The following is a 13,216-nucleotide window of genomic DNA, read 5'->3' on the forward strand; positions in this document are numbered from 1 at the left end:
CCCACGCCGGCGCCCTTACGCGGCCGTCAAGAAGCGGTTCCGGCCGGTTCACCCGCTGGGCGGCGCTGGCAGACTGGGGCGATGCCCTCCGCCGACACGTTCGATCCGCCCGTGCCCCGCCGCCGTACCCGGGCGCTCGTCGCGGTGGCCGTCGCGCTCGCGGTGGTCGGCGCGGTCGGCGCCTGGTCGCTGCGCGACCGGGTCGCGGGCGTGGGCGGTGCGCCGGACCCGGGAGGCACGGCGGCGGTCGCCGGCCCGGCGGGCGGTGGCCCGGACTGCGCGGGCCGGCCGGCCCGGGCGACCCGCGAACTGCGCGGCATGTGGATCACGACGGTCAACAACATCGACTGGCCGAGCCGGCGGGGCCTGCCGGCCGAGGCCGCCCGGGCCGAGTTCCGCGGGTGGCTGGACCTGGCGGTGCGGCGCAACCACAACGCCGTCTTCGTGCACGTGCGGCCGAGCGGGGACGCGCTCTGGCCGTCGGCCTACGCGCCGTGGTCGGAGTGGCTGACCGGGCGCCGCGACGGCCGCGACCCGGGCTGGGACCCGATGGAGTTCATGGTCGCCGAGGCCCATGCCCGCAACCTGGAGTTCCATGCCTGGTTCAACCCCTACCGCGGCGGCCAGCCGGCCACCGTGGGCGGGCCGGGCCCGCGCCTGGACCAGCTCGCGCCGACGCACCCGCTGCGGCGGCACCGCGACTGGGCGGTGACCTATCCCAGCGCCGACCGGCCCGGCAGCCGCCTCTACTTCAACCCGGGCATCCCGGAGGCGCGCCGGTTCGTCGAGGACGCGATGCTGGAGGCGGTCCAGCGGTACGACGTCGACGGGGTGCACTTCGACGACTTCTTCTACCCCTATCCCGAGGCCGGGCAGGACTTCCCGGACGACGCCGCGTTCGCCCGCTACGGCCGGCGGTTCGCCGACAAGCACGCCTGGCGCCGGGACAACGTGAACACCCTGGTCCGCGAGATGAGCGAGCGGATCAAGGCGATCAAGCCGTGGGTGAAGTTCGGCATCAGCCCGTTCGGCATCTGGCGCAACAAGCGCACCGACCCGGCCGGCTCGCCCACCGCCGGCCTGCAGAGCTACGACGACATCTACGCCGACACCCGCCTCTGGGTACGCCGGCAGTGGCTGGACTACGTCGTGCCGCAGCTCTACTGGCACATCGGGTTCGGCAAGGCCGACTACGCCAAGCTGCTGCCGTGGTGGGCGGCCACGGTGCGGGGCACCCGGGTGCAGCTCTACGTCGGCCAGGCCGACTACCGGGTCGGTGAGCGCGGCGCCTGGCGGGATCCGGCGGAGCTGGACCGGCAGCTCGCGTTGAACCGGCGGCACGGGGTGAGCGGGAGCGTGCACTTCAGCGCCCGGCAGGTGCGTGCCGACAAGCTCGGCGCGGTCAGTCGGTACAGCCGCGCGCACTACGGCGCCCCCGCGCTGCTGCCCACGATGGCCCAGCTGCCGGCGGCGCCGCCGCCCGCACCCGCCGTCACCGGGGCGCGGCGTCAGGACGCCGGCGGGGTGGCGCTGACCTGGCGTGGCGACGCCGTGAGCTACGCCGTCTACCGGGTGGACGGCGGCACGGCCCGGCTGGTCGGCACCACCCGTGGTGCGGGCTGGGTGGACCCCGCCGCACCGGCCGGCGGACCGCTCACCTACTGCGTCTCGGGGCTGGACCGCAGCGGCAACGAGGGCGGGCTCAGCGCGCCGGCGACGGTGGCGTGACGGTGGCCGTCCCGCCCGGCGCGTCGGCCCGGTCCGGGTCCGCCGCCATGGCCGGTGGCGGGTCGTCGGGCGGCTGCGGGGGTGAGATCCAGGTGACCAGCACCACCGAGATGATCATGAGAAGGAACCACGAGGCGAGCTTGGCCGGCGAGACCAGGTGCCAACCGCCCAGCTGGCTGGGGTAGAGCCAGGCGTTCGACCAGGTGGCGATGTTCTCGGCGAGCCAGATGAAGAAGGCCACGAGGAGGAAGGCCACCAGCAGCGGCATGCGCCAGCGGAACCGGAAGATGCGGAACTGCATGACGCAGCGCCCGAACACGAGGGCGACGGCGGCGATGAGCAGCCACCGCACGTCGGCGACGTAGTGGTTGGTGAAGAAGTTCGCGTAGATGGCGGCGGCCAGCACCGCCGTCACCCAACGCCTCGGGTAGCGGGTGAAACGCAGGTCGAACAACCGGTTCACCCGGACCAGGTAGGAGCCGACCGCGGCGTACATGAAGCCGCTGAACAGGGGCACCGCGCCGATCCTGAGCAGGCCGTCGGAGGCGTAGGACCAGGAGCCCACCTGGGTCTTGAACAACTCCATCGCCGTGCCGACGAGGTGGAACAGCACTACCACGCGCAGCTCGCGCAGGCTCTCCAGGCGGCCGGCCACCATCGCCACCTGGATGGCGACCGCCGCGAGCGTCAGGAAGTCGTTGCGGGCGAACGCCGCGTCCCTCGGGTACCAGAGCTGCGCCGCGAAGATGACGGCCAGCATCGCGCCACCGAAGACGCAGGACCACGCCTGTTTGAGCCCGAAAACCGCGAACTCGGTGAGCCAGCCGGCCGGCCCGTGCCGGGGCAACCGGGCGAGGATCGCGCGGAAGCGGGTGTCGATGGCGTGTTCGGCCGTGGTCAGGGCGGCTGGTCCGGAAGGGCTGTGCATCACCTGCGACGCTATCGCGGGCTCACCGGGGTCGTCCGGGCCGTCCCGCGCAGCCCGAGCAGGGCGACCACGGCGAGCACGATGACGGCGACCGCGTACTCCTCGGCCGTCTGGCGCAGGCCGCCGCCGTGGACCACGAGGAACCCGGCGACGACCGTGGGCAGGCCGAAACCGACGTAGCAGACGACGTAGAGCAGGGAGAGCACACTGGCGCGTTCGTGCGCCTCGACCAGCGGCGTGACGGTCTTGAGGCTGCCCTGGAAGCCGCCTCCGAAGCCGACCCCGCCGAACGCCAGGCCGACGAAGAAGCCGGCGATGGATTCCGCCCGGACCGACACCAACGTGATGATCATGCCGAGGACGAGCGCGGCGATCCCGATGAGCATCACCCTGCGCGCCGGGGCGGCCCGCAGCACGAGGATGGCGGCGGACCCGAAGACGGCGAAGACGAAGATGCTCAGCCCTCCGGCCACGATCGAGGAGTTCATGAGGGCGCGCACGAGCGCCGGGCCGAGCGCGCCGAAGAAGCCGGCCAGCGCCCAGACGGCGAACGCGACCGGGGCGACGACCAGCATGGGCCCGCGTACCGCACGGGGCAGCCTGATCTCCGGCCGCAGGCTCCGCAGCGCTCCCGCCATGGGCGTGACCGTCTCCGGCAGCAGCGCGACCCCGACGCCCTGGATCAGCAGGACCACGATCAGGACGACGTACACCAGTCGCGTCGGCGCGGGCAGGAACTGGACGAGCAGCGCCGAGAACAGCGCACCGACCCCGGTGCCGATGCCGGGGGCGATCGAGTTGGCGAGCGTGCCGCGAGCACGGTCGACGTCGAGCATGGCGGCGGCCGCCGCGCCGGTCGCCGCGCCGGCCGCCAGGCCCTGCACGACGCGGGCGGCCACCAGCATGGGTACGCCGCCGGCGAGGACGAAGATGACCAGCGAGACGATCTGGACCGCGATCGCGGCGAGCAGGACCGGGCGCCGCCCGACATGGTCGGAGAGCTTGCCGACGGTGAGCAGGGAGGCCAGCACCGCGACGGCGTAGACGGCGAACACCGCGGTGGTGGTGACCGGCGAGAAGTGCCAGCGCGACTGGTAGATCGCGTACAGGGGAGTCGGGGCCGACGACGCCGCCACGAAGGACACGATGATCGAGGCGAGCAGGAACAGGGCGCCCTTCGGCACGGTGCGCCTCGACTCGGCGATGCTCATCAGGCGTGCTCCTCCGGTGAGCGGCGCACGGGCGGGCTCAGGCGGACACGTCGACGGCCGCGGCGCCGACGACGGCCCGCTCACCGTCCTGCTGCACGTAACCGACCACCGACGCCTGCGCGGGGTCGAGGTCCGGTGGCACCGCCAGGTCCACCCGGCCCTCCTCGGCGGCCAGGCCGACCGAGGTGAAGGCGCGTACCACGTTGTCCTGCCGCAGCCGGCGGCCGGCGTTCTCGCCCCGGGGCACGTCGTTCTCCAGGCCCCGCTCGACGACCGCCACGTGCAACATGCCCCGAGCCGGTGGCTTCTCCGCCCGGTAGTCCACCACCACCTGCCCGCCGCCCGCGTTCCCGACCGACAGGGCCAGCGGCGTGAGGGCCGCGGCCGACAGCGCGGACGTGATGGCCTCGGCGGCCCGCCGCCGGTCGGAGCCCACGAACTCGGCGGTGCCGTTGACGACCATCTGCGGTGTGTAGAGGTGTCCGGTCCCGAAGGCCCGGGCGTACGCCTCCTGCCGGGCCGTGTACGCCGCGGCGGCGTACGGGTCGGGCCAGCCCAGGTGGTCCCAGTAGTCGACGTGGAAGCCCAGCGCGAAGACCCGCTCGCCGCGCTTGCGGGCGTCCCGCTCGATCTCGGTCAGCACCTCCTCGGCGGGCGGGCAGCTCTCGCAGCCCTGCGAGGTGAACATCTCCACGACGGCGAAGCCGGCCTGCGCCGGCGACCCGGTGGGCGAGAGGTCCGTCATGGCGTGGCTCCTGGCGTCCGTCGGTCCTGCTGGCGGCACTCCGATTCCCGTTGCGGCCCGGACCATGCACCGACGTCCGCCCCGCGTCAGGTCGGCGCCGTGTCCAGCGCCGCCAGGAAGTCGTCCAACAGGTCGGCGGTGTCCTCGATGCCGGTGGAGACGCGGACCAGCCCCTCGCCGATGCCGGTGGCTTCCAGCTGCCCGGCGTCCACGATCCCCGCCCACATCGACCGGGGATGCACGACCAGCGTGCTGACGCTGCCCAGGCTGGCCGCGCGCTTCGCGAGCCGCAGCCCGGCCAGCAGGGCGGCGGCCCCCGCCCGGCCCGCCGCGAGGTCGACGCCGAGCACCCCGCCGAAGCCGGTCATCTGCCGGCGCGCGAGATCGTGCTGGGGGTGCGACGGCAGCCCCGGGTAGCGGACCCGGGCCACCGCCGGGTGCCCCTCCAGGGCCCGGGCCAGGGCGAGCGCGTTGGCGTTGTGCCGCTGCACCCGCAGCGGCAGCGTGCGGATGCCGCGCAGCAGCAGCCAGGCGTCCACCGGGCCGAGCGTGCTGCCGGTGACGATCGCCGTCCGCCACACCCGCTCGACCAGCCCGGCGGGGCCGACCACCACGCCGGCCGACACGTCGGAGTGACCGCCGAGGAACTTGGTGCCGCTGTGCCAGACCAGGTCCGCCCCGGCGGTCAGTGGCCGCTGGTTGACCGGCGTGGCGAAGGTGTTGTCGACCACCACCAACGCGCCCGCCGCGTGGGCCGACGCGACCACCGCCGCCAGGTCGGTCAGCTCCAGCAGCGGGTTGCTGGGCGTCTCCACGAGCACCAGGCGGGTCTCCGGGCGCAGCGCCCGCTCGAACGCCCCGCTGTCGGTCTGGTCGACCTGGGTGCAGGACACCCCGAAGCGCGCCAGCAGGCCGGTGGCCAGCGAGGTGGTGCCGCCGTACGTGCTGCGCTGCACCACCACGTGGTCGCCGGCGGAGAGCAGGGCCAGCGCGACCGTGGTGATCGCGCCCATACCGGAGGCGGTGACCAGGCCCGTCTCCGCCCCCTCCAGCTCGGCCACCACGGCGGCCACCTGCGCGTGGTTCGGGTTGCCGTAGCGGGTGTAGAAGGCGCTGCCCCGCGCCTCGGTGGCGATCTCGGTGAACCGCTCGTCGGACTCGGCGCTGAACGTCGCGCTCTGCACGATCGGCGGCGCCACCGCCCCGCCGGGGACCAGGCCGTCGTCGCCGTGCACGGCGGCCGTGCCGAAGCCGGTCACGAGCGGGCCACCCGGTCCACCAGCGCGCCGTAGCTGCCCAGCGCCGTGAACTCGGGCAGCGTGAGGTCGCTGCCGTGGCGCTGCCGCAGCACGGTGACCAGCCGCAGGGCGCGCAGCGAGTCTCCGCCGGCGGCCAGGAAGTCGGTGGCCGGGTCGCGCGGCGCGGCACCGAGCACCTCCTGCCAGGCCCCCGCCACCCGGGCCGCCCACTCGCCGCGCGCGTCACCGACCCCGGGCCCGGCGGCGGCGACGGGCGGCAGCGGCGCGGTCGGGTCGGCGGCCAGCAGCCGGCGGAAGCCGTCGGCGAGCGCGTCCACCCGCTCCGCGGGGACATGCCGGTGGTCGTACTGGACGGTGACGGCCAGCCGGCCGGTCCCGGCGTCCAGTTCGGCGTCGACGGCGAGGCTGAACGCCACGTCCACGGTGATGCCCCGGCTGTCCACGATGCGGCTGCCGCCGTCGGCCGGACCGTGCGGGAAGTGGGTCCAGTTGAAGAAGTGGTCGAAGCGGGGGCCGCCCCCGCCGGCGCGGACGATCTCGGCGAGCGGGAAGCGGTGGTGCCCCATGAGCTCCCGCTCCGCCCGCCACACCTCGGCGGCCAGCTCGGCCGGGGACCGGGTGCCCAACGCCACGCCCACCGGCAGGGTGTTGAGGAACAGCCCGAGGGTGGCGTCGCTGCCCTCGCCCTCCGGCCGGCCCCCGACCACCAGGCCGCTGACCACGTCGTCCCGGCCGGCCAGCTCGCCGATCAGCCGCAGGTGGGCGGCGAGCAGCCAGGACTTGACCGGCACCCCCGCGGCCCGGGCCGCCTCGGCGACGGCCTCGGTGGTGCCCGCCTTCAGCGGCACCCGCTGGGTGGTGGTGGTCCGGGGCTGCGCCCCGCCGAGCAGCAGCGGCCGCGCCGCGCCCGCGCCGTCCAGCCAGAACCGGCGGGTGGCCGGGTCGGCGAGGGCACGCCGTTCCGCCGCCACGTACTCCCGGAACGGCAGGCCGGGGTCGGCCGGGCGGGCCTGGCCGGCCCGCTCGGCGTCGTACGCGGCGAGCAGGGCGGCGAGGAACCGGTGCAGGCTCCAGCCGTCGAGGATGCCGTGGTACTCGGCGACGACCAGCGTGAACGCGTCGGCCTCCTCCCGCACGGCGTGCAGCCGCAGCAGCGGCGGACGGGCCCAGTCGAAGGGGCGTACCCGCTCCTCGGCCACGAGGCCGTCGATCCGCGCCCGGCGGGACTGCGGGTCGGCGCCGGCCAGGTCGGTCACCGGCACCTCGACCGGCACGTCCGCGTGCACGAGCTGCAACGGCTCGGAGTACGCGCCCAGCGCGAACCCGGTCCGCAGCACCGGGTGGGCGGCCACCAGCCCGGCCAGCGCGCGGCGCAGCGCCGCCACGTCCAGCGGCGCGGCGATCCGGTGCGCCGTGACGTTGTGGTACGAGGCCGGGTCGCCGGTCAGCTCGCCGTGGTAGACCATGCCCTGCTGGAGCGCGGTCATCGGGTACGCGTCCGCGAGCCCGTCCGGCAGCCGCTCCCGGTCGGCGTCGGCCACCAGGGCGAACCGCCCGGCCTCCGCCGCGCCGGGCAGGGTCTCCACGCCGTCGACCGTGAGCCGCCCGTGCTCGACCAGCTCCCGGATCGTCTGGTGGGTGAAGATGTCGTTGAGCTGGAAGGACAGCCCGCGCTTCTGCGCCGCCACCTGCATCTGGATGCTGCGGATCGAGTCGCCGCCCAGGGCGAAGAAGCTGTCGGTCACCCCGAAGTCCGCCACCCCGAGCACCTCGCGCCACGCCTCGACCAGGATCTCCTCGGCCCGGTTGGCGGGCGAGACGCCCCCGCCGGCGCCGGGCCGGCCGAGGCGGGGCGCGGGCAGGGCCGCCCGGTCGAGCTTGCCGTTGCGGGTCAGCGGCAGCTCGTCGAGGAGCACCACCGCGGCGGGGAGCAGGTGGGCGGGGAGCCGCTCGGCCAGCCAGCCGGGCAGCCGCTCCGCCAGCGGGCCGGCCGCCGGCGCGGCCGGCGTGACCACGGCCGGGCGCGGGTCGGCGGCGTACTCCGGGCGCACGGCGTGCAGGGTGTGCCGGTCCGTGCCGGCCAGCAGGTCGTCCTGCCGGCTGACCACCGTGAAGCCGCGCGCCTCGAAGAACGCGACCAGCTCGGCCAGCCGGCCTGCGGTGTCCGTGCCGGGCGCGTCGTGCACCTCCATGGCGACCTGCGCGATCAGCGGCCAGTGCCGGTCCTCCAGCCCGGCCAGCACGTCCGCCTCGGCCCGCTGCACGTCGATCTTCAGCAGGTCGATCCGCTCCGGGGCGAGCTCGTCCAGGACGGCCGAGAGCGGCCGGACCGGCACGGTGAGCCGCCGGCCGGCGAAGCGCTCGGCGAGCAGCTCGTCGACCCGGCCGAGCAGGACGTCCCGCTCGTCCGCGCCGGCGTCCCGCTCGTTGGTCAGGTACCGCTTGATCACCGCCACCTCGGCGTCCGGGTCGGCGTACGCGGCGTGGCCGGACATCATCGAGTAGCCGGGGTAGTAGGTGAAGGACACCTCACCGGCCGGCCGGGACAGCCCGAACCCGTGCACCGTGGCCGGCACGCCGAACTCGGCGACGTTGCGCCGCAGCACGTCGACCACCGACGGCACCGGCTCGAACGCGTGGATGGTCGCGTCCGGGCAGACGGTGTGGACGAAGAGCGAGAACATGCCGATGTTCGCGCCCACGTCGAGCACCGTCGCCCCGGGCCGCAGCACGATGCCGTCGCGCAGGTAGACCTGCTGGACGAAGATTTCGTCGTACAGGTAGCGGGTCTCGTGCGGGTTGACCCCGGCGATCCGGTCGACGTCGACGGTCGGGGCCGCGCCGGGCCGGACGTAGGCGACGAGCCGGTCGCCGTACCCGTCGTCGTCGCGGGCGACCACGGCGGCGTCGGCGACCTCGGGGTGCCCGCGCAGGACGGCGGCCACCTCGCCCGGCTCCACCCGGAACCCGTGGATCTTCACCTGGTCGTCGAGGCGGCCCAGGTAGCGCAGCCGCCGGTCGGCGTCGAAGCGGACCCGGTCGCCGGTCCGGTAGACCCGCGCGGTGCGCCCGGACGGCAGGGCCACCTCCACGAAGCGCCGCGCCGTGGCCTCCGGGTCGCCGAGGTACCCGTCGGCGAGCTGCGGGCCGCTGACGCAGAGCTCCCCGGCCACGCCCGGCGGCACCGGCCGCAGCCGCTCGTCGAGCACCCAGACCGCGACGCCGGGCAGCGGCCGGCCGATGGTCGGGGCGTCCCCGGCGCGGATCTCCGCCGCGCTGGTGTCCACCGTGCACTCGGTCGGGCCGTACAGGTTGACCGCGCGGACGGCGGGCAGCGCCGCCACCGTCTCCCACAGGTCCGGCGGGACCGCCTCGCCACCGAGCAGGAGCAGGCCGGGCAGCCGGGTGTCCCCGGCGCCGGCGAGCAGGATGCGCAGCTGGGCGGGGGTCAGGTCGAGCACGTCGACGTCGTGGTCGGCCAGCGCGGCGGCGAGCGCCGCGCCGTCCCGGCGGACCTCCTCGGGCACCAGGTAGAGGCCGCGCCCATGGCCGAGCTGCACGAGCTGCTTGACCGAGGCGTCGAAGGTGAGCGGGGCGTTGACCGCCACCCGCAGGCCGGGGCGGCTGCCCGCGTACACCGTCTGCTCCAGCGCCCCGGCGAGGTGCGCTGCGGCACCGTGCGACACCCGCACCGGGCGGGGCGTGCCCGTGGAGCCGGAGGTGAAGATCACGTATGCGGGGTCGGCCGGGGTGGGCGCGGCGGGCGGCGGCCCGCCGGCCGCGACCAGGTCGGCCACGGTCGCGGTGGCCGGGCCGCCGGCGCCCACCACCACCTCCGCGCCGACCGCCCGGAGCTGGGCGGCGAGACGCGCCGCCGGGGCGTCCGGGTCCAGCGGCACGAACACCGCCCCGGCCCGCAGCACGCCGAGGAAGGCCACGACGGTGTCCCGGGAGCGGGCGGCCAGCACCCCGACCGGCGCGCCGGCCAGGCCGCGCGCCGCGAGGGCCCCGGCCACCCGGTCGGCCCGGTCGCGCAGCTCACCGGCGGTGTACGCGCCGTCCGCGGCGACCACCGCCGCAGCGTCCCCGGCCATCCCGGCGAGGCCCGAGTCGAGCAGGTCCACGAGGGTACGCGCGGGCGCCTCGGACGCGGTCCCGGCCGCGCCGGCCAGCCAGCCGGCCTCCCCGTCGCCGAGCACGGCCAGCGGGGCGTCCCCGGAGAGCGCGGCGGGCAGGGTGCGCAGGATCGCCAGCAGCGCGTCGAGCAGCCACTGCCCGCCGACCACCCGCACGGTGACCCCCTCGCCGTCGGCCAGCGCGGTGAGCTGCGGGCCGGCGGCCGGCGCCGGGTCGGCGACCGTCACCGTGGCGCCGCCGAGACCGGCCACGGTGGCCGGGTCCACGGCGCGCCGCAGCGCGAAGGCGGCGACCGCCCCGGACTGCTCGTCCACCGGGTCGACCAGGTGGAACGTGTCGTCGGCGGCGGCCTCGGCGGCGCGGACGACCGCCAGCAGGTCGGTGGGGGAGGTCGGCAGCGGCAGGGGCAGCCGGAGTGGGCCGTAGCCACCCAGCGGGCCCACCACCCCGGCGGTGCCGTCGGCCTGCCGGCCGTCGCTCCACCGGGCCAGCACCAGATCCGCCTCGTCGGCGCCGTCCGGCGCCTCGGCCCGGCGGGACACCGCGAGGGCCCACGCGGCGAGCAGCACGGTGCCCGGTTCGACGCCCGCGGCCCGGGCGGCGTCGGCCAGCGCGGCGGCGGGCACCGTCGCGGTGACGACCGCGCTCGGGTCGTCGCCGTGCGGGGTGACCAGCCGGGCGGCCGGCGCGGCCGGACCGGCGGCCGGGGCCTGCTCCCGCTCCTCCAGCTGCCACTCGGCCACGTCGAGGAACTGCAACGCCTCCGGGTCCTCGGGCAGCGCCTCGCCGGCGTACGCCCGGGCCAGGTCGCCGAGGACCAGCCGCAGGCTCGCCGGGTCGGCGATCAGCGGGGTGGCGGCCAGCTCCAGCGCGTCGTCGGTCAGCGTGACCGACAGGTCGCCCTGCGCCCCGACCGTCACGGCGCGGGCGTCGTCCACGTCCTGCAACGGCACCCGCAGACCGGGATGGTGCACGAGGGTCAGCCGCAGCGCCTCGTGCCGGGCCACCACCGTGTCGACGGCGGCCTGCAAGCGGGCCCGGTCCAGCGGCCGGTCGAGCCGGACCCGCGCCCGGACCAGGTCCTGCTTCCCGGCCCAGGCCAGGCGCTGGATCGGCGACAGACGGTATCCGTTCACACCACACTCCGATTGACGTAGAGGTCGGACATGGCGACCAGGATCTGCCGGTCGCCGCTGAAGGGTTCCCGGCCGTGGGTGGCCAGGAAGTTGTCCACCACCAGCACGTCGCCGCGATGCCAGGGCACCGAGACGGCGTGCTGCCGGTACAGGTCGCGGATGCCGGTGACCACCTCGTCGGGGATCGGCTCGCCGTCGCCGTAGTAGGCGTTGCGGGGCAGCCCGTTCGGGCCGTACTCGCGGAGCAGCGCGCCGGACACCTCGGCCGGCATGTTGGAGACGTGGAACAGGTGGGCGTGGTTGAACCACACCGTCTCCCCGGTACGCGGGTGCGTGGCCACCGCCTGCCGGCGGGCCCGGGTCCGCAGCCCGTCCCCGCCCAGCCAGGTGAACTCCGTCGCCGAGGCGGCGCAGTACGCCTCCACCTCCGCCCGGTCGCTGGTCTGGAACGCCTCCTGCCAGGGCAGGTCCAGGTGCGGGCCGTAGTTGCGCACGTAGCTGACGCCGGCGCGGAGGAACCGCTCCCGGATCTCGTCCGGGATCAGCGGCGTGATGACCCGCTCGCTGGCCAGCGGGGTGGCCCCGCCGCTGCCGGTGGCCGGCTGCGCGCACCAGAAGTAGAGGTGCGTCGGCCAGTTGTGCGAGTACGACATCTCGTGGTGCAGCGGGATCCACTGCTCGGCGTTGAACTCGGTGGAGGTGAACACCCGCTCGGCGACCTCGTGCCGGGGCGCGGCCCGCTCCAAGTAGCCGAGCAGGTCCGGGCTGACCGCCCGGGCGGCCAGGCTGAAGTCGTCGGGGGTGCGCACCTCGAAGCCGCGGAAGAACACCGCGCCGTAGTGGTCCAGGTCGGCCAGCAGCTCGTCGCGGCGGCCGGCGAGCCAGCCGGCCAGGTCGAGGTCGGGCACGGCGGCCTCGACGAGCAGCACGAACCGCTCGTCCACGAGCACCCGCCGGGTCACCGGTGCGCTGACCGTGCCGGTGGAACGCCGCCGGGGCGCCGGCCCGCTCATGCCCGGCCTCCCACGGCGCCGGCGCGCAGCGCCTCGGTCAGCTCGGGCGCGGCGACCGGGTCGGACATCGCGGTGAGGATGCGGCGGGGCGGGGTGAACGGCTCCCGGGCGTGTGCGGCCAGCATGTTTTCCACTAGCAGCACGTCGCCGCGCTGCCAGGCGAAGGAGCGGGTCTCCGCCGCGTACGCGGCCCGCAGCTCGGCCAGCACGTCGTCTCCGATGGGCATGCCGTCCCCGTAGGCGGTCTGGTAGGGCAGGTCCTCCTCGCCGAGGGCGGCCCGCAGGCCGGCGCTGACGTCGTCGGGCAGCGAGGTGACGTGGAAGAACAGCGCGTGGTTGAACCAGGTCCGTTCCCCGGTGACCGGGTGCCGGCGCACCGCCGGGCGGACCTGCCGGGTCCGCAACTGTCGCTCGCCAACCCACTCCACGTTGATCAGCGCCCGGGCGCAGTACGCCTCGACCTCCTCCCGCCGGGACGTCTGGAACGCGGTCTGCCAGGAGAGGCTGATGCCGGGCAGGTAGTTGCGCCGGTAGAGCACGCCGCGCCGCTCGAACTCGGCGACCGTCCCGGGGCGGAGCCGGGCGAGCACCCGGCGGCTGTCCGCGAGCGGGGTCCGCCCGCCGGCGGCCGGCTCGACCTCGCAGTGGAAGACGATCCGCAGCGGCCAGTTCACCGTGTACGACTGCTCGTTGTGCAGCACGATCGGCTGGTCGGCGGGGTGCTCGGTGGAGGTGTACACGCCCTCGGTGACCTGGCTGCGCGGTGAGGAACGTTCGCCGTAGGAGAGCACGTCGTCGGAGAGGGCGCCCATCACGGCGCGGAAGTCGCCGGCGCCGGCCACGGCGAAGCCGCGGAACAGCACCGCCCCGGCGCGCCGGGCCAGCTCGTCGACCTCGTCGCGGTGGCCGGCCAGCCAGCCGGTCAGGTCGACGTCGGGCACGTTGGCCCGCACCAGCGCCGGCAGCGGCCCGCCGGGCCAGTCGGGGCGCACGTCCACCAGGTTCCGCTCGCGGCCGCGTCGGGGGATGGTCCGTGCGACCCGGTTCTGCTCAGTCATT

General features: G+C 75.6%; 8 protein-coding genes. 1 reads left to right on the forward strand and 7 read right to left on the reverse strand.

Going from position 1 to position 13,216, the window contains the following annotated elements:
• Positions 1–81 precede the first annotated feature (81 nt).
• Positions 82–1,728: a family 10 glycosylhydrolase gene (locus tag ABZ452_RS14715; RefSeq protein WP_357942661.1), complete on the forward strand. Its 1,647-nt coding sequence runs from the start codon at positions 82–84 to the stop codon at positions 1,726–1,728.
• On the opposite strand, the gene ABZ452_RS14720 is transcribed toward ABZ452_RS14715, so the two are convergent.
• From ABZ452_RS14720 to ABZ452_RS14750, 7 genes are all read right to left on the reverse strand, one after another.
• Positions 1,703–2,656 (reverse strand): DUF817 domain-containing protein, encoded by a 954-nt coding sequence (locus ABZ452_RS14720; RefSeq protein WP_357942663.1) that lies wholly within the window; start codon positions 2,654–2,656, stop codon positions 1,703–1,705. The two genes, ABZ452_RS14715 and ABZ452_RS14720, sit on opposite strands and share 26 nt — an antisense overlap.
• 11 nt (positions 2,657–2,667) lie before the next feature.
• A complete protein-coding gene (locus ABZ452_RS14725) occupies positions 2,668–3,867 on the reverse strand; it encodes an MFS transporter (RefSeq protein WP_357942665.1) in 1,200 nt (399 codons plus the stop codon).
• A gap of 37 nt (positions 3,868–3,904) precedes the next feature.
• Positions 3,905–4,612, reverse strand: a complete 708-nt coding sequence (locus tag ABZ452_RS14730) for a DUF1223 domain-containing protein (protein WP_357942667.1) — start codon at positions 4,610–4,612, stop codon at positions 3,905–3,907.
• Between the two features lie 86 nt (positions 4,613–4,698).
• Positions 4,699–5,871 carry an aminotransferase class I/II-fold pyridoxal phosphate-dependent enzyme gene (locus ABZ452_RS14735; protein WP_357942669.1) on the reverse strand — a complete coding sequence of 391 codons (1,173 nt, stop codon included), beginning with the start codon at positions 5,869–5,871 and terminating at the stop codon, positions 4,699–4,701.
• On the reverse strand, positions 5,868–11,144 hold the full coding sequence (locus ABZ452_RS14740) for an amino acid adenylation domain-containing protein (protein ID WP_357942671.1): 5,277 nt from the start codon (positions 11,142–11,144) through the stop codon (positions 5,868–5,870). The genes ABZ452_RS14735 and ABZ452_RS14740 overlap by 4 nt, the downstream gene beginning before the upstream one ends.
• The gene (locus ABZ452_RS14745; protein ID WP_357942673.1) at positions 11,141–12,157 is read right to left on the reverse strand and encodes a TauD/TfdA family dioxygenase; all 1,017 of its coding nucleotides are present in this window, start codon (positions 12,155–12,157) and stop codon (positions 11,141–11,143) included. Before ABZ452_RS14745 ends, ABZ452_RS14740 begins: the two co-directional genes overlap by 4 nt.
• A complete protein-coding gene (locus ABZ452_RS14750; protein WP_357942675.1) occupies positions 12,154–13,215 on the reverse strand; it encodes a TauD/TfdA family dioxygenase in 1,062 nt (353 codons plus the stop codon). Before ABZ452_RS14750 ends, ABZ452_RS14745 begins: the two co-directional genes overlap by 4 nt.
• Position 13,216 lies beyond the last annotated feature (1 nt).

The organism is Micromonospora sp. NPDC005707, from assembly GCF_040631005.1.
GTDB lineage: Bacteria > Actinomycetota > Actinomycetes > Mycobacteriales > Micromonosporaceae > Micromonospora.

Bases quoted from the DNA above. Each gene is read 5' to 3' on its own strand.
- ABZ452_RS14730 (WP_357942667.1), bottom strand. From the start codon at position 4,612: ATGACGGACCTCTCGCCCACCGGGTCGCCGGCGCAGGCCGGCTTCGCC.
- ABZ452_RS14745 (WP_357942673.1), bottom strand. From the start codon at position 12,157: ATGAGCGGGCCGGCGCCCCGGCGGCGTTCCACCGGCACGGTCAGCGCA.
- ABZ452_RS14715 (WP_357942661.1), top strand. From the start codon at position 82: ATGCCCTCCGCCGACACGTTCGATCCGCCCGTGCCCCGCCGCCGTACC.
- ABZ452_RS14720 (WP_357942663.1), bottom strand. From the start codon at position 2,656: ATGCACAGCCCTTCCGGACCAGCCGCCCTGACCACGGCCGAACACGCC.
- ABZ452_RS14750 (WP_357942675.1), bottom strand. From the start codon at position 13,215: ATGACTGAGCAGAACCGGGTCGCACGGACCATCCCCCGACGCGGCCGC.
- ABZ452_RS14725 (WP_357942665.1), bottom strand. From the start codon at position 3,867: ATGAGCATCGCCGAGTCGAGGCGCACCGTGCCGAAGGGCGCCCTGTTC.